This is a genomic window from Cryobacterium sp. TMT4-10 (genome assembly GCF_004403275.1).
Taxonomy (GTDB): Bacteria; Actinomycetota; Actinomycetes; order Actinomycetales; family Microbacteriaceae; genus Cryobacterium; species Cryobacterium shii.
Map to the genome: position 1 here is coordinate 19,088 of NZ_SOGU01000036.1, position 20,268 is coordinate 39,355.

A 20,268-nucleotide genomic window follows, 5' to 3' on the forward strand; every position below is an offset into this window, starting at 1 on the left:
GGGCCTATGCCCCGCCGATCGGGTGCAGCGCCCGCAGGTAGCGCTTCGTGAACTTCGCCTGCTGCAGCCGCAGCACCGGCGCGCCCAAGCGGTAGAACCAGGTGCTGGGGCGGGAAAAAGCCCGGATGGTGAGCCAGACGGAGTCGTCCTCCCGGTGGTCGACGATGAAGGACTCCTCGCCGCTCTCCGGGTGCCCGGCCATGGTGCCGTAGGCGAAGCCGACCTGGTCGGGCTCGTCGACCACGTAGACCACGCGCACCGGGGCGTCGATGGTGAACGGGCCGACCTTGACCGAGAGGTGCGCGGACATGCCGTTGACGATGTACGGGGTGCCGTCCTCGGCGAACGTGGCCTCGTCGGCGGGCTGCTTCTGGTCGCGGACGGCCTGCCCGTCGGCGCCGAAGACCAACCCGGTGTACTGCTCGCCCGTGCCGCCCTGCAGATCGGTCACGGTCATGCCGCTGCCCCGCTGCAGGCCCCAGGTCATCAGTGACTTCGAGGCCAGCTGGAAGCGGTCCGCGCCGCTGCCGAGACGAACGCTGCGCACGATCGGCCGGTAGCCCTTGGGCGGGTACCGGAGAAGGTCGGGCGCGAGGGTGCCGCCGATGGACGCGTAGGTGACGGCGGTGTCGGTGAAGGTGGCGCGGCGCATCCGTTTACTTCTTCTCTTTCTTGGCGGGCTCGTCGCCGGACAGTGCGGCGATGAAGGCCTCCTGCGGCACCTCGACCCGGCCGACCATCTTCATGCGCTTCTTGCCCTCTTTCTGCTTCTCGAGCAGCTTGCGCTTGCGGGAGATATCGCCGCCGTAGCACTTGGCGAGAACGTCCTTGCGGATGGCGCTGATGGATTCGCGGGCGATGATGCGGGCGCCGATCGCGGCCTGGATGGGCACGTCGAACTGCTGCCTGGGGATGAGCTTCCGGAGGCGTCCGGTCATCAGGACCCCGTAGTCGTAGGCCTTGTCGCGGTGCACGATCGCGCTGAACGCGTCGACCTGTTCGCCCTGCAGCAGGATGTCGACCTTGACCAGGTCGGCCTCCTGCGAGCCGATCGGCTCGTAGTCGAGGGATCCGTAGCCGGCGGTGCGGCTCTTGAGGTTGTCGAAGAAGTCGAACACGATCTCGCCGAGGGGCATCGTGTAACGGATCTCGACCCGGTCCTCACCGAGGTAGTCCATGCCGAGGAGGGTGCCGCGGCGGCTCTGGCAGAGTTCCATGATCACGCCGACGTAGTCCTTGGGGGCGAGGATGGCGGCCTTCACGATCGGTTCCTCGACCTTGGCGATCTTGCCGTTCGGGAACTCGCTCGGATTGGTGACCGTGACGGTCTTCTTGTCGTCGGTGGTGACCTCGTAGATCACGCTGGGCGCGGTGGTGATCAGGTCGAGCCCGAATTCGCGGTCGAGCCGCTCGGTGATGATTTCAAGGTGCAGCAGGCCGAGGAAACCGCAACGAAACCCAAAACCGAGGGCGACGGATGTCTCGGGCTCGTAGACCAGGGACGCGTCGGAAAGCTTGAGCTTGTCGAGGGCCTCCCGCAGGGCCGGGTAGTCGCTGCCGTCGATCGGGTACAGGCCCGAGTACACCATGGGCTTGGGCTCGGTGTAGCCGGGCAGAGCCACCGTGGCGGGCCGGAGGGCCGTGGTGACCGTATCGCCGACCTTCGACTGGCGCACGTCCTTCACGCCGGTGATCAGGTAGCCGACCTCGCCGACGCCGAGTCCCTTGCTGACCGTCGGTTCGGGCGAGGTGACGCCGATCTCGAGGATCTCGTGCGTCGCACGGGTCGACATCATCTGGATCTTCTCGCGCGGATTGAGCTTGCCGTCGATCATGCGCACGTAGGTGACGACGCCGCGGTAGCTGTCGTAGACCGAGTCGAAGATCATCGCGCGGGCCGCGGCGTTGGGGTCGCCGACCGGGGCGGGGATGAGGCTGGTGGCCCGGTCGAGCAGTTCCGCGACGCCCACGCCGGTCTTGCCGGAGACCCGGAGCACGTCGTCGGGGCTGCCGCCGATCAGGCTGGCGAGCTCCTTCGCGTACTTGTCGGGGTCGGCGGCCGGCAGGTCGATCTTGTTCAGCACCGGGATGATCGTGAGGTCGTTCTCCAGCGCCAGGTACAGGTTGGCCAGGGTCTGGGCCTCGATCCCCTGCGCGGCGTCGACGAGGAGGATGGCTCCCTCGCACGCGGCCAGGCTGCGGGACACCTCGTAGGTGAAGTCCACGTGGCCGGGGGTGTCGATCATGTTCAGGGCGTAGGTCTGGCCGTCGAGCTCCCACGGCATGCGCACGGCCTGGCTCTTGATGGTGATGCCGCGCTCGCGCTCGATATCCATCCGGTCCAGGTATTGGGCGCGCATCGACCGGTCGTCGACGACGCCGGTGATCTGCAGCATCCGGTCGGCCAGGGTGGACTTGCCGTGGTCGATGTGGGCAATGATGCAGAAGTTACGGATGAACTCGGGCGGGGTGGCGGCCGGTTCAAGCGCCGTGAGGGGTCTCGGTGACATGGTCTGGCAATTCTCCCATAGCTGGCTGGTTCCCGGTTTCGCCCGGCACCGGCGAACCAATTCGACGGAGATTCTCTTGTCGCAAACCTTTTTCGGTGCGTTCCGAGCGGTTTCGGTCAGAATCTCCGTCGAATTCGTTCAGGAAGGAGCGCCATCCGCCCCGTCAGGCGTGCGCTTTAGTCAGGACTGTCGGTGGCTGCACCTAGCCTGCTGTCATGTCCACTTCGGTCGGCACCACCCAGAAGCAACTCGGTCTCCTCTTCGACGCCGTCGCGGCGGCCGACCGGGTGATCGCCCGGAACCACGCGGTGCGAGCCGCCGCCGTCGATGAGGCCCGCCGGTTCAGCGAAGCCCACGCCGCGGAGATCCCGCTCGGCCCGCACTCCCGCTGGGACCGCGACGAGATCGCCCGCCGCGAGTTCTCCAGCGAGCTCGCCGCGACGCTGCACCTGCCCGAGCCCACCGCGGACAACCTGATCGCCGAGAGCCGCGCCCTGACCGAAAACCTTCCCGGCACCCGGGCGGCGCTGGAGGACGGGCTGATCAGCTACCGGCACGCCCAGACTCTGATCGGGCAGGCCTGCTCGATCCCTCTCCCCGGCCTGCCCGCCTTCGAACAGGCCCTGCTGCCGGCCGCCCAGAACCAGACCGTGGCCAAGCTCAAGCACACGGCCCGGGTGCTGCGGGAACGCCTGCACCCCGAGACCATCACCAGCCGCCGCGCCCGGTCCATCCTGGAACGCACCTCCTGGCTGCAGGCCGAACCCGATGGCATGGCCACCCTTCATCTGAACACCGGGGCCGAGCTCGTGCAGTCGATCTTCACCCGGGCCAACGACATCGCCGTCAGCCTTCTGGGTCCGGGCGAGCAGCGCACCCTCACCCAGGTGCGCACCGATGTACTCAGCGACCTGCTCATCAACGGTGTCACCCCGACCGGGGTCGGCGACGGAGTCCGGGCCACCGTCCAGGTCACCGTTTCCGTTTCCGTGATGACGCTCCTCGGACACAGCGAGGAACCCGGTCACCTCGAGGGCTACGGGCCGATCGATCCGGACACGGCCCGGGACCTGGCCTCGCGGGCGCCGAGCTTCACCCGGCTGCTCACCCACCCGGAGACGGGCGTCGTCCTGTCGGTCGGGCGGGACAGATACAAGGTTCCCAAACGGATGCGCCGCTTCCTGCGGCTCCGAGACGAGACCTGCCGCTTCCCCGGCTGCAACAAGTCGGCGCGGCGAGCCGAACTCGACCACACCCACGACTGGCATCTTCTCGGCCAGACCGCGCACGACAACCTCGCCCACCTCTGCAAGGCCAACCACGCCCTGAAATCCGAGACCCGATGGCAGGTGGCCCAGACGCCGGGCGGCATCCTGACCTGGACGTCACCGACGGGCCGGGACTTCGTCACCGCGCCGGCCAGGGTGCTCCCCACCGGGCCACCGGGAACCGCACCGCCGCTACTGCCGGAGGACGCGCCGTTCTGAGCGGACAGGCACCGTTTGTGCATGTGCGGAACGTGGATGTGCGGAAATTCAGCACAATCTGTCGAGATCCCTGCCTAAATGGGGAGATGACCCCAGCCACCCCGGTCCTCTTCGTCCACGGGATCCGCACCTCGGCCACGATGTGGCGGCGCCAGTTGTCCGCCCTGGGCGAGACCGGGCATCCGGCCCTGGCGATCGATCTGCCCGGGCACGGCTCGCGCATCGACGAACCATTCACCGTGGCGGGCGCCCTGACAGCCATCGATCAGGGCGTCGAGGCCCTGGGCGGCCGGGTGTTGCTGGTCGGGCTCTCCCTGGGCGGCTATTACGCCATCGAGTACGCCGCGCGGCACCCGCAGAAGGTGATCGGGTTGGTCGCCGCGGGAAGCTGCGCGATTCCGGCCGGGTGGCCCCTGGACGCCTACCGGAGCCTGGCCCGGCTCGTCCGCCGGCTGCCCGACCACGGATTGTGGCTCCACACCGCACTCGTGCGGGCCCTCCTGCCGCGAGACGGGGCCGCAGACACGCTCGCCGGCGGGGTTCCGCTGAATGTGATGGATGCCGGCCTCGGCGCCACCGGCACGCTCCGCCCGCTCGACAGCCTCTCTCGCTACCCCGGACCGGTGTGGCTGGTCAACGGCTTTTTCGATCAGTTTCGGCTGCACGAACGCCGCTTCCTTGCCGCCTGCCGGGACGGTCGTCTCGTGATCGTTCCCCGGGCCTCGCACCTGGTCAGCCTGGCCCAACCGGAACGGTTCACGGCGGTGCTCGGCGAGATCCTCCGGGAGGTCGCCGCCGGCCGGGCCCGGCCGAGTGTCGGGCCGGGCGAATAACTGGTATCGTTTCCTGTTGGCTTGCGTGTTGGGTCCCACCCCACACGATTATTGCCGTTCGGCGCCCTCTACCGCCAAGCGGCCCATCCGAACAAGAACCTAACGAAAGCGTATAAACGTGGCAAATATCAAGTCGCAGATCAAGCGTATCGGCACCAACAAGAAGGCCCAGGAGCGCAACAAGGCCGTCAAGAGCGAGTTCAAGCGCGCGATCCGCGCGACGCGCCTCGCCGTCACCGCTGGTGACAAGGACAAGGCCGTCGCCGGCCTCGCCCTGGCCTCGAAGAAGCTCGACAAGGCCGTCAGCAAGGGCGTCATCCACAAGAACCAGGCTGCGAACAAGAAGTCCGCCATCGCGAAGTCGGTCGGCGCACTCGTCTAGTCTCCAACTGACCTGGATCCGGGCCGTCTGACGGTCCCGACCTCGTGCTCGAAAAGCCCCCGCCGATTCGGCGGGGGCTTTCGTGTGTCCGGGGCTACCCAGTTGGGCGAGTCAGCGCTCGGCGGCCAGGTCAAGCCCGGTCAGCGGCGGCGCGGTCAGCTCTCGCCCTTGCGAGCGATCACGCCGATCAACCGCTCGAGGGCGAACACCGGGTCGCGCTCGGCGCCCTTGACCGCGGCATCCGTTTCGGCCAGGGCCACGACGCAGCGCGCGAGTCCCTCGTCCGACCAGCCGCGCAGGTCGCGCTGGGCCCGCTCCACCTGCCACGGTGCCAGACCGTACTGGGAGGCCAGCTGGGCCGAGCCGCCTCGCACCCCGCAGAGTTTCGCCATGGTGCGGATCTTCATCGCGAACGCCGCGACCACGGGCACCGGATCCGCGCCGGAGGCCAGCGCGTGCCGCAGGATGACGAGGGCCTCGCCGCGGTGCCCCGCGATCGCGGCGTCGGCCACCTTGAAGGCGTTCGCCTCGACCCGTCCGCCGTAGTACCGGTCAACGGTCGTTTCGGTCACCTCGGCGCCGGTGTCGGCGATCAGCTGCTGGCAGGCGGCGGACAGTTCGGCGAGGTCTCCCGAGAACGCCCCGACGAGGGAGCGGAGCGCGCTGGGCGTGACCCGTTTGCCGGCGGCCTTGAATTCAGAGGATGCGAAGTCGTGCCGGTCGGTGTCCTTTTTCAGCTCGGCGCAGACGACCTCGATGCCGCCGCCGGTTCCGGCCCGGATCAGGTCGAGCAGCTTCTTGCCGCGCACCCCGCCGCCGTGCCGGAGCACCAGGTAGGTGTCTTCCGCCGGGTTCTGCAGGTAGTCGATGGCTTCGGCGAGGAAGGTGTCGCTGCACTTCTCGACCGAGCTCACGCGGATCAGCCGCGGTTCGCCGAACAGGGACGGGCTGGCCACGGTGAGCAGCTCGCCGGGCGAGTAGCTGTCGGCCTGCACATCGCTGATCTCGAGGCTGGGGTCTTCCAGTTTGAGGAAATCCCGCAGCTGGCGGATCGCTCGCTCGGCCAGGAACACCTCGGTTCCGGAGACCAGCACGATCGGCGCCGGACGCACCTGATGCCAGGCCAGCTGCGGGATCGCAGCCGATTTCGGTGCGGCCTTGGGCGCGCTGCGGGGTGCGGTGCGGCCGGCTGAGGCGGTGCGTGCGGCCACTCGGTTCCCTTCGTTGCTGGTTCCACAGCCAACTGGTCGACAGCGTGCTGGTTCACACCCGTGGAGGAGCTCACACCGGTGGCGCGATTCAAGCCTAGTCGGGGCCGCCGACCGGCACGGTCTCCGTCCACACGGTGAGGGCACCGCCGCCGTCCGGGGCGGGCGCGACCACGATCATCCCGCCGAGGTCCGTGCGCAGGGCGAGCGTGCCCGCGGATGCCAGCATGCCGAGGAGGGCGTCGGTCGGGTGCCCGTAGCCGTTATCTCGGCCCACCGAGATGAGCCCGACGGTGGCTCGCAGGTCGGCATAGAGTTGAGGGCTCTGGTCCCTCGACCCGTGGTGGGCCACCTTGACCACGTCCACGGTGGCGAGTGGGGCGACCCGGCGGAGGGCGTCCTGCGGTTCCTGGCCGAGGTCGCCGAGGAAGATCGAACGGATTCCGCGCCCGTCAAACCCGATGGTCACGCTCCCGGCGTTGCCGGTCTGCATCGCCGGGGAACCCCGAACGGGCCAGAAGATCTCCCAGCGCAGTGCGCCGAGCGTTCCGGTGTCGCCGCGCGCGGCCTGACGCACGTCCGCGCCGCCCCGCGCAAGGCGCAGGTGGAGGCGCTCGTCCTCTGCGTTCTCGGGGACGCCGACCAGGGCCGTTCCGACCCGGCCGATCACGGCCTCGACGCCCCCGATGTGGTCGAGGTCGTAGTGGGTGAGCACGAGCAGATCGATCCGGTCGATTCCGAGGGTGTCGAGGCATTCCGCCAGGAGCGCCGGATCAGGCCCCACGTCGACCAGTGCGTAGAGGTCCTGATCCCGCACCACGACCGCGTCACCCTGCCCGATGTCGCAGGCCGCGATCTGCCAGTCCGCCGGGAAGGCCACGGCACGTCCCACGCCCGACCCGATCAGGGTCCCGGTGTAGGCGCCGCCCGCCAGGACGAGCACGGCGACGGCGGTCGGCGGCCACCAGCCCCGGACCGCCCCCGGACGGCGGAGAACGAGCGCCACGAACGCGACGGTCAGGATGCCCGTGGCAGCCACCCCGACGACTCCCCCGAGCCACGGCAGCCGACTCCCCGGCAGGAGCGCGCTCGTGCGCGCAATCGCCGCGATCCAGGCCGCGGGCAGCCAGGCCAGGTACAGGACTCCCCCGGCGATCCCCGGCAACCAGGGCAGGAGCAGGCAGGCCACCAGGCCGACCACGGTCGCGAACGGGGCCGCCGGGCCCGCCAACAGGTTCGCCGGCACCCCGTACAGCGGAAGCGTCGGGGTCAGCAGCACCAGAACGGGCTGGCAGGCCAGCTGCGCGGCGAGCGGGATTGCGATCACCGCTGACAGCGCGGTCGGCATCCAGCGGCTCAGCACCCGGGTCAACGGACCGGCGAGCACCAGGAGCCCGCCCGTGGCCAGCGCCGAGAGCGCGAAGCCGTAACTGCGCGCCAGCCACGGATCTGCCACCAGCAGAACCACGACGACCAGGGCCAGCAGCGGCACACCCCGGCCCGGCCGGCCGGACGCGACGGAGAGCATCAGGATCGTGGCCATCAGCGCCGCGCGAAGCACGCTGGGCTCCGGTGTCACGAGCACCACGAAGCCCAGCAGCGTGGCGAGGGACAACGTGATGCGCATCCCGCGTCCGAGCCGCAGGTACCCGCCGAGCAGCATGATCCCCGCGATCACCACCGCGCAATTCGCGCCGGACACCGCGGTGAGGTGACTGAGCGAACTCGCCTTCATCGATAGGTCCAGATCCGCGCTCACCTGGCTGGTGTCACCGATCGCGAGTCCGGGCAGCAAGTCACCCCCGTCGCCCGGCAATTCCCGGGCCGCCTCGACGAAACGGGTTCTGAGTGCGTTCGCCCAGGCCAACCACCATGGGGGTGCCGCCACGGACTCTGCCCGGCTCCGACCGAAGAACAGCGCCGCAGCGGAATCCCCCGGGTCCGTGGCCCGAAGGGATCCGTCCAAACGCACGACCGAGCCGATCTGCAGGCTCGCGGTTCCCCGGCCGGAGGACTCGGCGAAGACCAGCACGGGCACGGAGACTCGCGACGAGCGCTTGCCCTCGGTCAGCTCGGTGACCGTGCCGCGGAATCTGACCCGGGCTCCCGTTCCCCCGGTGCCGAATCCGCCCGGAGACGCGGTCTCCACCGGCACGGACCACACCGTGATGAGCGCAGAGGCGTTCGCATGACGACTCGCCGCGGCACGCACGTCCGCCGGCAGCCGGGCCGGCCCCGAGACCAATACGACCGAAGCGACCAGGGCGGAGACCGCGAGGCTCACCCCGACGGTGGCCCAGAGTGGACGCCACCGGGCACGTCGGTCGAACACCGCGGCCACGACGAACAGGCCCGCCCCCAACCAGAGCCCAACGGCGGCAGAAGCGGGAACGCCGCCGGGTGCTCCCACGAGGACGCCGGCGGCCAGCCACGCCGTCGCCGCCGGCACGACCAGGCGCAGGTCGATCCCTGTCGTGGACTCCATCTGTGGAGGTTAGGTGCGGCGGCGCCGTCACCCCAGGGCCCACTGCATCTGTGGCCCGTTTACCCAGGTCCACGGCTGTGGAGGTCCGGTGGTTGGCTCACGATCCACCGACTACGCTGGGCCCAGCCGATGAGACTGGGGGGGCTTATGCCAATTCACGATGAGAGTTCGATTGCGGAATCCGCGGAGCAGACGGACGGAAAGAGACTGCGGGGCCCGGGTTTTTGGCTGAGAATCGCCGTTGCGGTCGTGGCCGTCGTGTTGTTGGCGATCCGCGGCATCCGTTCGTACGACAACGGCGGCAGCGGGCCGATCGTCCTGGCCCTGGTCATCGCCGGTGGGATGGTCGGTGCTTTGCTGCTCTACTTCGGTGTCTCGAATGCGCGCCGGATCGATCGAGCACAACGAGCGTTTCCTTCGGCTTGGATCGTCCCGGTCCTCGTGGCACCGCTCCTGGCTCAGGAGCTGTCGGCGCTGACGACCGCCCTGGGGCTCGCACCGTCGCGGGTGAATCCGACCAGATACGCGACCCTTGTCGTCGACGACCAGAGCGTGCAATTCCTGTCGGGCCGTGCCACCGGGAGCCCTGCGGCGGCCTTCCCCTCGAACCTGGTTCGGAGCTTCACTGTCGGATCCGTGCAGATCGGGATGCGCATCATGGCCACCATCGAGGTCGAGGTGGCCTCATCCGAGCGAACCTTGGTGCTGCCGGTCACCCCGATGAGGAGCCGCGGCAACTGGCTGCGCGCGGTGCCGGATGCCGATATCGCGCGGCTGGCCGAAGATCTGCGACGCGCGATCGGTGCCGGGGGGATATAGCCCTGACGGCTCAGCCGCGCACCGACCTGGGCGAACGGTCCAGGTCGGCGGATCGACCGGTCAGGAACGGCATGCAGCACCCCGCGAGCAGGGCGCCGATGCCGCCCCAGACCAGGTCCCCAATGGTATCGACGTAGCCGACGAAGATCTCACTGTCGATGAACGTGTGCCCGAACCACTCGAAGACCTCCCACAGCACTCCGAGCGACAGCCCCAGTGCGGTGGTCATCACGATGGCCGAAATCGTCGGTCGCCGCAGCGTCCCGGTGTCGGCCAGGACTCCCAACCTCACGAACAGGAGGTAGCACAGTGCGGCGCTGAGCCCGTTGGTGACAAGGTGAACCGGGAGGTCCCACCACCGAGTCGAGATGTAGATCTGTAGCACGCTGCTCCACACGGCGATGAGAACCACCGTGCCGAAGGCGATGTCGACGCTCGGCCGGACGCCGATCACCCGGGGAAAGAACATTCCGACGAACACGACCGCGAGGCTCAGCCCCGCGATCGTGCCCCAGCCGAGGGCTGCGATAACGATGCCGATCAGGGCCAGCACCCGCAGCCCGTCGGCGACCGTCTCGGCCGCTCCCGACGGTGTGCGCAGGAGTGAACGGATCATGGCAGCACCTCAAAGGGTTCGGATGTCCCGGCCGAGCGGCCCCCGCACCGCACAACGGCCTGCACGGGTTCATGGTCGGATGCCGCCCGGCCGTCGAACCGGGCCGCGTTGATGCCCACACTGAGCACGTCGACTCCGTGCCCCACCAGGATGAGGTCGATGCGCTTGCCGCCGGGGCGACGGCGTCGGTAGTTCGAAAAGGTCCCCCACTGCGGCGTCAGCCGCTCGACTGCGACCTCCCAGGAGTCCAGGAGCGCCCCGTCGGCTATCAGCCTGCGGTACACGGCCGAGCCCTCGTCGGCGTTGAAGTCGCCGGTCAGCACGATCGCGGCGCCGGGCTCCGCGGCGCGCGCGGACCGCACGAGGTCCAGGATGTACTTCGCCGACTCCAGTCTCGAGCGCCAGGAGAGGAAGTCGAGATGGGTGTTGAAGGCGAGCAACCGTGCTCCGGTCGCCGTATCGGTGAATTCGGCCGACACGACGATGCGCCGCACCAGGTTTCCCCACGACCGGGAGCCCGGCGTCTCCGGAGTCGCGGACAGGGCCTGTTGCCGCCAACCCGTCAGTTCCAGCCGCCGCGAGTCGTAGAACACCGCGCAGTGCTCGTCAGCTCCGGCGGCATTGCGGCCGCGGCCGACCCAGCCGTAGTCCTCTCCGAGGGAATCCGCGACGAATTCGACCTGATCGGCCAGGGCTTCCTGCACGCCGAGGAGCGTGGGCTGCTCGGCGCGCAGGATACGTCGTAGCAGAGGCTTCCGTGTCACCCACCGGTCGGGACTGCCCGGCTGCATCCGGGGCATGCGTCGACGGATGTTGTAAGTCATCACGTGCAGGTCGGGGGCGGTCACCGGACCGATGAGCGAAACATCCGTCATCGGACCCAGAGTACGCTCGCCACGCGCAATCCAGAACCCGGTGCGTGGGCGTCTCGTCTCAGCTGCGAACGTAGGCCGCGAGGTGCTGCCCGGTGAGGGTGGAGCGGGCGCCGACGAGCTCGGCGGGTGTGCCCTCGAAGACGATCCGGCCGCCGTCGTGCCCGGCGCCGGGGCCGAGGTCGATGATCCAGTCGGCGTGCGCCATCACCGCCTGGTGGTGCTCGACGACGATGACCGACTTGCCCGAGTCGACGAGCCGGTCGAGGAGGCGGAGCAGCCGTTCGACGTCAGCGAGGTGCAGCCCGGCGGTCGGCTCGTCGAGCACGTAGACGCCGCCCTTCTCCGCCATGTGGGTGGCGAGCTTGAGCCGCTGCCGTTCACCGCCGGACAGGGTGGGGAGCGGCTGGCCGATGGTCAGATAGCCGAGCCCGACCTCGGCGAGCCGGTTCAGGATGGCGTGCGCGGCCGGTGTGCGGGCCTCGCCGGCGCCGAAGAATTCCTCGGCCTCGGCCACAGACATTGCGAGCACCTCGCTGATGTCGCGGCCGCCGAGGTGGTATTCCAGCACCGAGGCCAGAAACCGCTTCCCCTCACACTCCTCGCAGGTGGTGGCGACGCCGGCCATCACGCCCAGGTCGGTGTAGATCACTCCGGCGCCGTTGCAGGTGGGGCAGGCCCCTTCGGAGTTGGCGCTGAACAGCGCCGCCTTCACGCCGTTGGCTTTCGCGAAGGCCTTGCGGATCGGGTCGAGCAGCCCGGTGTAGGTCGCCGGGTTGCTCCGGCGGGAGCCGCGGATCGCGCCCTGGTCGATGGACACCACTCCTTTGCCGGCGGGGATCGAACCGGCGGGGATCGAACCGTGCACGAGCGAGCTCTTGCCCGATCCGGCGACGCCGGTGACGACGACCAGCACCCCGAGCGGGACGTCGACGTCGACGTCCCGCAGGTTGTGCGCCGTCGCGCCGCGGATCTCCAGCGCGCCGGTGGGCGTGCGCACCGTCTCCTTGAGGGTGGCGCGGTCGTCGAGATGGCGCCCGGTGAGGGTGTCGCTGGCCCGCAGCCCCTCGAGGGTGCCTTCGAAGCAGACGGTACCGCCCGCGGCTCCCGCGCCTGGGCCGAGGTCGACCACGTGGTCAGCGATCGCGATCATCTCCGGCTTGTGCTCCACGACGAGCACGGTGTTGCCCTTGTCACGCAGGCGCCGCAGCAGGTCGTTCATTCGCTGGATGTCATGGGGATGCAAACCGATCGTGGGCTCGTCGAAGACGTAGGTGACATCCGTCAGTGAGGAACCGAGGTGCCGGATCATCTTGACCCGCTGGGACTCGCCGCCGGACAAGGTGCCCGTCGGGCGATCCAACGAAAGGTAGCCCAGACCGATCTCCACGAACGACTCGAGGATGCGCTGCAGTGCTCCGAGCAACGGAGCCACGGACGGCTCGTCGATGCCCCGGACCCAGTCGACGAGGTCGCTGATCTGCATCACGGCGGTGTCGGCGATGTTCAGGCCCTGGATCTTCGAGGATCGAGCGCCCTCGTTGAGCCGGGTGCCGCGGCACTCGGGGCAGGTCGCGAAGGTGACCGCCCGGTCGACGAAGGCGCGAATGTGCGGCTGCAACGCGTCGACGTCCTTGGACAGGAATGACTTCCGCATCTGCGGGATCAGGCCCAGGTAGGTCAGGTTGATCCCGTCGACCTTGATCTTGGTCGACTCCTTATGGAGCAGGTCGTTCAGCTCCTTTTTCGTGTAGTTGCGGATCGGCTTGTCGGGGTCGAACCAGCCGCAGCCGCGGAAAATTCGCCCGTACCAGCCCTCCATCGAGTAGCCGGGGATCGTGAGCGCGCCCTCGTTCAGGGACCTGGCGTCGTCGTAGAGCGCCGTCAGGTCGATGTCGCTCACCTTGCCCATGCCCTCGCAGCGCGGACACATCCCGCCGGTGATGCTGAAGCTGCGCTGTTCCTTGACGGTCTGCCCGCCGCGTTCGATGGAGACGGCACCCGCTCCGCTGATGGAGGCCACATTGAAGGAGAACGCCTGGGGTGAGCCGATGTGGGGTTGCCCGATCCGGCTGAAGGCGATTCGCAGCATCGCGTTGGCGTCGGTGGCGGTGCCGACGGTGGAACGGGGGTTGGCGCCCATCCGCTCCTGGTCGACGATGATCGCCGTGGTCAGCCCGTCGAGCACGTCGACATCGGGCCGCGCCAGGGTCGGCATGAACCCCTGCACGAAGGCGCTGTAGGTCTCGTTGATCAAGCGCTGCGACTCCGCGGCGATCGTGCCGAACACCAGCGAGCTCTTGCCCGAGCCGGAGACGCCGGTGAACACCGTCAGGCGGCGCTTCGGGATCTCGACGCTGACGTCCTTGAGGTTGTTCACGCGTGCGCCCTGCACGCGGATGACATCGTGGCTGTCGGCGGCGCTCATCGGTTCTCCCTGTGTTCTGCCGGAGGGTCACCTGCCGGGCGCTGTGCTACCGGGCGGTTCTGCCGGGCAATCTGGCCGGCTACCAGCGGTTCACCCGATTCTCCCGTATCGGCGCGGGCGCGACAACGGTTGCCGCCCCTGATCCGGTGATCTGGGTATCCGCCGGCTGTCAGTGGTCCTGGATCAATGGTCCTGAATGAGCCCGAGCACGTTGCCGTCGGGGTCGGAGAACGTGGCTACCAGGCGGCCGGCGCCCACGTCGTGCGCGGGTTCTGTGACGGTGGCGCCCGCTTTGGTCACCTCGGCCAGCTTCACCTCGATGTCGGGCACGTGCCAGTAGGCGACGGGTGAGGTCAGGCCCTGCGGTCCCCCGCCCGGGACCAGCCCGATCTGCTGCCCCTCCGCCTCGAACCCGACGTAGTAGGGCCCGTCGGTCTGCGGTTCGACGCCGAGCAGGGCGGCGTACACCGCCTTGGCCCGCGCCAGGTCGGAAACGGGATGCAGCACGGTCTTGATCCCCTGGGTGGAAGAGGTGGTCATGGTGCCTCCTGACGTCGGTGTGGCGCGGTCATCTGGTCGTGGAGATGTCCACGGCGATCACTGTAGCCGCGGCCCGGTGACTCCCGCTAGGCAAATGAGTCCTCGCGGAACGGTCGACGCGGGGCGCGGATCCGCGGTTCCGAGCGGTTGCTCCCGCGGGGTGCCCGAACCAATTCGACGGAGATTTTGCCCGAAAGTGCCCGAAACAGGCCGGATAGACATTTTTAGATGAATATCTCCGTCGAATTGGTTCAACGACGGGGGACGGGGACGCTCGGGACGGGGACGGGGACGGGGACGGGGGGGGGGAGGGGGAGGATCAGACCGTGATCAGGGCGGCCAGGCCCTCGAAGGTCTTGTCGCCGATGCCGGTGACATTGCGCAGGTCGTCGACGCTGGCGAACGGGCCGTTGGCATCCCGGTAGTCGAGGATGCGCTGCGCCATCGCCGGCCCGATCCGGGGCAGGGTGTCGAGTTCGGCCAGGGTCGCCGTGTTCAGGTTGACGGGAACCGTGGCGGCGCCGGTGCCCCCGCCGGCCCCGCCCCCGGCCGCCCCGCCGGCGGGCGACCGCGGCGGCGTCTCGCCGAGTTGGGGCAGGTAGAGCTGTTCGCCGTCGGCAACTCGGCGGGCGAGATTCGCGCCCGCGGGATCGGCAGTCTCGGTGAGGCCGCCGGCGGCGGCCACGGCATCCATCACCCGGGCCCCGACGGACAGCTCGTAGAGGCCGGGACGCTGCACCGCGCCGAGGACGTGCACGAAGAGGACGGCGCCCGCGGTGGTGGCCCCCGCGGTCGAGGGCGTGGCGCCCAACGGCTGGGCGCCCGAGGGAACAGCGCCCGAGGGAACAGTTCCCGGCGCCTGAGTTGCAGACGGCAGTGTGCCCGGAGCCGTGCCGCCGGCGGCGCCGGCCGCGGCCACCACCTGGTGTCCGGACTGCTGGCCCACGGCCGAGACGACCACGGCCGTCGCCAGCGCGGCGATCAACAGCACGACGGCGGCGCCCACCCCGATGCGGAGCCGGGGGGCCGCGCGCGCATGCGCGGCCGGGGCCAGGCGATCGAGAGCGGATACGACCGGATCATGAGCCATCCCGGCAGGCTAGGCCGCCCGGGGGTACTCCCCCGGGCGGCCAGCGCCGAACTGTGCTCCCGCGCCCTGGACGCGGCCCTGTGGAGGCGAGGCTAATTTCTGCGGGTGACGATGCTCACCAGCCGCGGCTCCCGCACGATCACGTGCTGCACCTCCCGGTCGCCGATCCGCCGGATGACCTCGGCGGACGCGCGGGCCAGGCGTTCTAGGTCCTCGCCCGAGATCTTGGGCGACACCTCGATCCGATCGCGAACCTTGCCGTCCACCTGGACGACCGCCGTCACCGATTCCTCGACGAGCAGGGTGGGGTCCGCCTTGCGCCACTGCACCAGGGCGACACAGGGGTCGTAGCCCAGGTGCTGCCACATGTCTTCGGCCGCGTAGGGGGCGAACAGGTTCAACGCCATGGCGGTGACCTCCGCGGCTTCGCGCACCGCGCCATCCGCGGGGCCCGCGCCCGTGTCGATCACCTTGCGGGTGGCGTTGACCAGTTCCATCAGGCGGGCGACGACGACGTTGAACTTGAACGACTCGACCAGGCCGGGCGCGTCGGCCAGGAAACGGTGCGTGACCCGGCGGAGTGCCGCATCACCCGACTTCCACTCGACGTCGGGTGTGCTGGTCACGTCCCGGGCGACGCGCCAGGCGCGGGCCAGGAACTTGGCCGAGCCGACCGGCGAGACATCCGCCCAGTCGATGTCGTCTTCCGGCGGGCCGGCGAAGGCCATGGTGAGGCGCACGGCGTCGACGCCGAACTGGTCGACCTCCTCCGTGAAGTACACCAGGTTGCCCTTGCTCTTGGACATCTTGGCGCCATCGAGGATGACCATCCCCTGGTTCAGGAGAGCGGTGAACGGTTCGGTGAACGTGACGTAGCCGAGGTCGAACAGCACCTTGGTCATGAACCGGGCGTAGAGCAGGTGCAGGATGGCGTGCTCGACGCCGCCGACGTACTGGTCGACCGGAGCCCACTTGTCGGCTTCCTTCGGGTCGAACGCTTTCGTGTCGTCGGTGGGGTTGAGGAAGCGGAGGAAGTACCAGGAGCTGTCCACGAACGTGTCCATGGTGTCCGCGTCGCGGCGGGCCGGCGTGCCGTCGATCGGGTTGGGCACATTCACCCAGTCCGTCGCGCCGCCGAGCGGAGAGGTGCCCTTGGGCTTGAGGTCGAGGCCGTCGGTCGGCGGCAGCAGCACGGGCAGCTGGTCCTCCGGAACCGGGATCTCGGTGCCGTCCTCGCCGTGGATGATCGGGATCGGGGTGCCCCAGTAGCGCTGACGGGAGATGAGCCAGTCCCGCAGGCGGTAGTTCTTGGCCGCGCGGCCGGTCCCGTCGGCGGTCAGCTGCTCGATCATGCGCTTGATCGCGTTGTTCTTGCTGAGACCGTTCAGGGACCCGGAATTGATCAGGCGGCCCTCACCGGCCAGGGCGACGCCCGTGGCGGCCGGGTCGAGGGCGGGGAGCTCTTCGGTGCCGTCGAGCATCCCCTGCGTGATCACGGGGATCATGCCGGTGGCGGGGGCGCTGGTGTCGACCACGACGATCACGGGCAGGTCGAATTTGCGGGCGAAGTCGAGGTCGCGCTGGTCGTGGGCCGGCACCGCCATCACGGCGCCGTGGCCGTAGTCGGCGAGCACGTAGTCGGCGGCCCAGATCGGCAGGCGTTCGCCGTTGGCGGGGTTGATCGCGTACCGCTCGAGGAAGACTCCGGTCTTCTCCCGGTCGGTGGCCTGGCGTTCGATCTCGGTGCTGTTCTGGACCTGCACCAGGTATTCCTGGAACCGTTCCCGGACGGCCGGCGAGGCATCCGCGACCAGCTCGGCGGCGAGGTCGGCGTCGGGGGCGACCACCATGAAGGTCGCCCCGAAGAGGGTGTCCGGGCGGGTCGTGAACACGCTGACGCGCTCCTCACGGCCCTCGATCACGAAGTCGACGTCGGCGCCGATGGAGCGGCCGATCCAGTTGCGCTGCATGTTCAGGACCTTGGCCGGCCAGGTGCCCTCGAGCTGGTTCAGGTCGTCGAGCAGCCGGTCGGCGTAGTCGGTGATCTTGAAGTACCACTGGGTGAGCTTCTTCTTCACCACCACGGCGCCGCTGCGTTCGGAGGTGCCGTCGGCCAGGACCTGCTCGTTGGCGAGGACGGTCTGGTCTACCGGGTCCCAGTTGACCCAGCTGTCCTTGCGGTAGGCGAGGCCCTTCTTGTACAGCTGCAGGAACAGCCACTGGTTCCATTTGTAGTACTCGGGGTCGCTGGTGTGCAGTTCACGGGACCAGTCGAAGGATGCCGCGTAGAGCTTCATGCTCTTCTTCTGCTGCGCGATGTTGTCGTAGGTCCAGCCGCGCGGGTCGATGCCGCGCTTGATCGCCGCGTTCTCGGCGGGCAGGCCGAACGAGTCCCAGCCGATGGGGTGCAGCACGTTGAAGCCCTGCTGGCGCCAGTAGCGAGCGACGATGTCGCCGAGCGCGTAGACCTCGGCGTGCCCCATGTGCAGGTCGCCGGACGGGTACGGGAACATGTCGAGAACGTACTTGCGCGGGCGGGTGTCGCCCGGGTCGTTGGTGCGGAAGGGCTCGAGTTCCTCCCAGATCGGCTGCCACTTCGCCTGGATGGCGGCGAAATCGTAGACTTCTTCGTCGCTTCCCTGGCCGGTGCGGGTGTGGTCGTACTCGTGTGCCACGTGACTCTCTTCGTTGCAGTGGGGATTGCGCCAGCAGGCACAGGGCCGCCCGGAGGCGTCGTCCAACGTCTAGGTTACTAAACCTGGCCCTGGCCCGTTGCTGGCCCGGACGGGCGGGTGCCGAGGACGGCCAGGAGCGCCGCCGCCTTGATCCGGGTTTCCTCGATCTCCTCGCCGGCGTCGGACAGGGCCGTGATGCCGCCGCCGGTGCCGATGGACGCCCCGGTGGGGCCGAGCACGATGCTGCGGATGACCATGGCCAGGTCCACGGATCCGTCCCGCCCGAGGTAGCCGAAGGCGCCGGCATAGATGCCGCGCGGGCCGTCCTCGAGGGCGTCGAGGAGGGTCATCGCGCTGATCTTGGGTGCGCCCGTCATGGATCCGGCGGGGAAGCAGGAGGCCACGGCGTCCACGACGCTGACCCCGGGCGCGAGGCGCGCCTCGACGGTGCTGACCAGCTGGTGCACATGGGCGTAGCTCTCCACCGCCAGCAGGCTCGGCACGCTGACCGACCCGACCTCGGCGATCCGGCCCAGATCGTTGCGCATCAGGTCGACGATCATCAGGTTCTCGGCGCGTTCCTTGACGCTGGCCTCGAGCTCCGCCCGGAGCGCCCGGTCCTCCGCGGGCCGACTGGAGCGGGGCCGGGTGCCCTTGATCGGTTTGGTCGTGACCCGCCCGCCGGGGGTCACGGCGAGGAACTGTTCCGGCGAGGCGCTGAGCAGGGCGGTGTCGCCGAAGCGCAGGAGCCCGCCGTGGTGGCTGGGGCTGCCGGCGCGGAGCAGCAGGTAGGCCCGCACCGGGTCGGGGCGGACGTCGACCAGGATCTCATTGGTGAGGCAGAGCTGATAGGCGTCCCCCGCCCGGATCGAGGTCTGGCACCGGTGCACGAGTTCCGCGTAGCGGTCGTCGTCGTGCCGCCAGCGGGCCACCGCCCCGCCCGGGAGCGGTTCAGGGGCCACGGATGCCCCGGCAGGCAGGTCGGCGAGGGTGCGTGGCATCCGTTCCGCCCATGCCCGGGCGGCGCCGACTGGTTCGCCGGGGCACTGGCGGGCCACCGCCGTGACGGTGCCCGCAGCGTGATCGAACACGAGCATGCGGTGCACCTCGAGCAGGGCGGCGTCCGGATAGCGCGAATCGTGCGCCGGCGTGCCGACGGTCTGGGCACCGAGTTCGTAGCCGAGCCAGCCCACCCAGCCGAGCCGGAAGCCTGCGTCGTCGTCCTCGCCGGCACCGTCGTCGGCGCCATCGTCCTGCGCCGGGGCGAGGTCCTCCTGGAGGAACTCGAACACGGTGCTCGGCCGGATCTCCGCGGGCGTCGCCGTGCACCCGGCGGTGGCCACCGTCACGGTGGCATTCGGCACCGAGGCCGTCACGAAGCGGGATGCGGGCGAGGCGGCACCGAGATAGCTGTGTCCGGTGCGGGAGCTCTCCCCGCCATCCAGCCAGAATGCGTAGGGACTGTCGCGGTACAGGGCATGGAAAACGCTCGCCGGATCCCGCCACTCGGGCAGGGGAACGCGAAGAATCGACCCGGTCACGGTCTCAGCCTAGGTGCCCGGTTCCCGGCCGTCGTGCCAGGCCGGTCCGGGCCGGGTTCCGGGATCCGGCATCCGGCATCCGGCCTAGGCTGGGCCGGGTGAACGACATCCTCAGCTCGATCCTCGACACCGTCGCCAGTGTCGACCCGGTCGTGCGCACCCTGCTGGCCGGTCTCGGCATGGTGCTGGAGACATCCGTGCTGGTCGGACTCGTGGTTCCGGGCGATTCCATCGTGATCGTCGCGAGCACGGCGGTGGGGAACACGGTCGAGTTCGTGGGACTGGTCGTCACCGTGATCGTCGGCGCCCTGGTCGGCGAGAGCATCGGGTTCGCGCTGGGGCGGCACTTCGGCCCGTGGATCCGGTTGAGCCGGCTCGGACGCCGTCTGGGCGAGCGCAACTGGGCCCGGGCGGAGATCTACCTGGCCCGTCGCGGCGGGATCGCCGTGTTCCTGTCCCGGTTCCTGCCGGTGCTGCACTCCCTGATCCCGCTGACCGTGGGGATGAGCCCGATGCGCTACCGCACGTTCATGGCGTGGACCGTGCCGGCCTGTGTGCTGTGGTCGCTGGCCTACGTCTCGGTCGGGTGGGCCGCCGCCGACGGTTACCGGGAGCTCGCCGACCGGCTCCACTTCGCCGGATACCTCTTCGTGGCCGCGATCGCGGCCTTCGTGCTGCTCGTGCTCCTGATCAAGAAGTGGTTGAACCGTCGGGAGGCCCGGCACATGGAGCAGCCGGACGGGCCGGCGACCCTGCACGAGGAGTAACGGGACCGGTTCCGG

At 69.3% G+C, this 20,268-nt stretch carries 16 protein-coding genes; 5 read left to right on the forward strand and 11 right to left on the reverse strand.

Annotated elements, in window-relative coordinates; all coding sequences use genetic code 11:
* Positions 1 to 4 precede the first annotated feature (4 nt).
* Entirely contained in the window at positions 5 to 652 is a 648-nt protein-coding gene (locus tag E3T42_RS05755) for a DUF1990 family protein (RefSeq protein WP_134365837.1), read from the reverse strand.
* A gap of 4 nt (positions 653 to 656) precedes the next feature.
* On the reverse strand, positions 657 to 2,510 hold the full coding sequence (lepA, locus tag E3T42_RS05760) for a translation elongation factor 4 (protein ID WP_134365838.1): 1,854 nt from the start codon (positions 2,508 to 2,510) through the stop codon (positions 657 to 659).
* 215 nt (positions 2,511 to 2,725) lie between these two features.
* Between lepA and E3T42_RS05765 the strand changes: the two genes are divergently transcribed.
* The 3 genes from E3T42_RS05765 to rpsT all read left to right on the forward strand — a co-directional run bounded on the left by E3T42_RS05765 (position 2,726) and on the right by rpsT (position 5,212).
* A complete protein-coding gene (locus tag E3T42_RS05765; protein ID WP_134402635.1) occupies positions 2,726 to 3,997 on the forward strand; it encodes an HNH endonuclease signature motif containing protein in 1,272 nt (423 codons plus the stop codon).
* An 86-nt stretch (positions 3,998 to 4,083) separates the two neighbouring features.
* Complete coding sequence (locus tag E3T42_RS05770) at positions 4,084 to 4,830, forward strand: alpha/beta fold hydrolase (RefSeq protein WP_134365840.1); 747 nt, start codon at positions 4,084 to 4,086, stop codon at positions 4,828 to 4,830.
* A gap of 118 nt (positions 4,831 to 4,948) precedes the next feature.
* Positions 4,949 to 5,212, forward strand: coding sequence for a 30S ribosomal protein S20 (gene rpsT / locus E3T42_RS05775; protein ID WP_134365841.1), 264 nt, complete (start codon positions 4,949 to 4,951; stop codon positions 5,210 to 5,212).
* A gap of 155 nt (positions 5,213 to 5,367) precedes the next feature.
* On the opposite strand, the gene holA is transcribed toward rpsT, so the two are convergent.
* Both holA and E3T42_RS05785 read right to left on the reverse strand, forming a co-directional pair.
* Positions 5,368 to 6,423: a DNA polymerase III subunit delta gene (holA, locus tag E3T42_RS05780; RefSeq protein WP_134365842.1), complete on the reverse strand. Its 1,056-nt coding sequence runs from the start codon at positions 6,421 to 6,423 to the stop codon at positions 5,368 to 5,370.
* A gap of 94 nt (positions 6,424 to 6,517) precedes the next feature.
* Positions 6,518 to 8,905 (reverse strand): ComEC/Rec2 family competence protein, encoded by a 2,388-nt coding sequence (locus tag E3T42_RS05785; RefSeq protein ID WP_134402636.1) that lies wholly within the window; start codon positions 8,903 to 8,905, stop codon positions 6,518 to 6,520.
* 249 nt (positions 8,906 to 9,154) lie between these two features.
* Between E3T42_RS05785 and E3T42_RS05790 the strand changes: the two genes are divergently transcribed.
* Positions 9,155 to 9,724, forward strand: coding sequence for a hypothetical protein (locus E3T42_RS05790; protein WP_134365844.1), 570 nt, complete (start codon positions 9,155 to 9,157; stop codon positions 9,722 to 9,724).
* A gap of 10 nt (positions 9,725 to 9,734) precedes the next feature.
* On the opposite strand, the gene E3T42_RS05795 is transcribed toward E3T42_RS05790, so the two are convergent.
* The 7 genes from E3T42_RS05795 to E3T42_RS05825 all read right to left on the reverse strand — a co-directional run bounded on the left by E3T42_RS05795 (position 9,735) and on the right by E3T42_RS05825 (position 19,486).
* Positions 9,735 to 10,340, reverse strand: coding sequence for a hypothetical protein (locus tag E3T42_RS05795; RefSeq protein WP_134365845.1), 606 nt, complete (start codon positions 10,338 to 10,340; stop codon positions 9,735 to 9,737).
* Positions 10,337 to 11,215 (reverse strand): endonuclease/exonuclease/phosphatase family protein, encoded by an 879-nt coding sequence (locus tag E3T42_RS05800; protein WP_134365846.1) that lies wholly within the window; start codon positions 11,213 to 11,215, stop codon positions 10,337 to 10,339. Before E3T42_RS05800 ends, E3T42_RS05795 begins: the two co-directional genes overlap by 4 nt.
* A 58-nt stretch (positions 11,216 to 11,273) precedes the next feature.
* Positions 11,274 to 13,640, reverse strand: coding sequence for an excinuclease ABC subunit UvrA (locus E3T42_RS05805; protein WP_134402637.1), 2,367 nt, complete (start codon positions 13,638 to 13,640; stop codon positions 11,274 to 11,276).
* A gap of 183 nt (positions 13,641 to 13,823) precedes the next feature.
* Positions 13,824 to 14,180: a VOC family protein gene (locus E3T42_RS05810; RefSeq protein ID WP_134365848.1), complete on the reverse strand. Its 357-nt coding sequence runs from the start codon at positions 14,178 to 14,180 to the stop codon at positions 13,824 to 13,826.
* Positions 14,181 to 14,499: 319 nt separating this feature from the next.
* Entirely contained in the window at positions 14,500 to 15,270 is a 771-nt protein-coding gene (locus tag E3T42_RS05815; protein ID WP_134365849.1) for a helix-hairpin-helix domain-containing protein, read from the reverse strand.
* A 92-nt stretch (positions 15,271 to 15,362) separates the two neighbouring features.
* A complete protein-coding gene (gene leuS, locus E3T42_RS05820; RefSeq protein WP_134365850.1) occupies positions 15,363 to 17,945 on the reverse strand; it encodes a leucine--tRNA ligase in 2,583 nt (860 codons plus the stop codon).
* 77 nt (positions 17,946 to 18,022) lie between these two features.
* Positions 18,023 to 19,486: an anthranilate synthase component I family protein gene (locus tag E3T42_RS05825; RefSeq protein WP_134365851.1), complete on the reverse strand. Its 1,464-nt coding sequence runs from the start codon at positions 19,484 to 19,486 to the stop codon at positions 18,023 to 18,025.
* Between the two features lie 98 nt (positions 19,487 to 19,584).
* Here E3T42_RS05825 and E3T42_RS05830 point away from each other — a divergent pair, with 98 nt between their 5' ends.
* Positions 19,585 to 20,253 carry a DedA family protein gene (locus E3T42_RS05830; RefSeq protein ID WP_134365852.1) on the forward strand — a complete coding sequence of 223 codons (669 nt, stop codon included), beginning with the start codon at positions 19,585 to 19,587 and terminating at the stop codon, positions 20,251 to 20,253.
* Positions 20,254 to 20,268 lie beyond the last annotated feature (15 nt).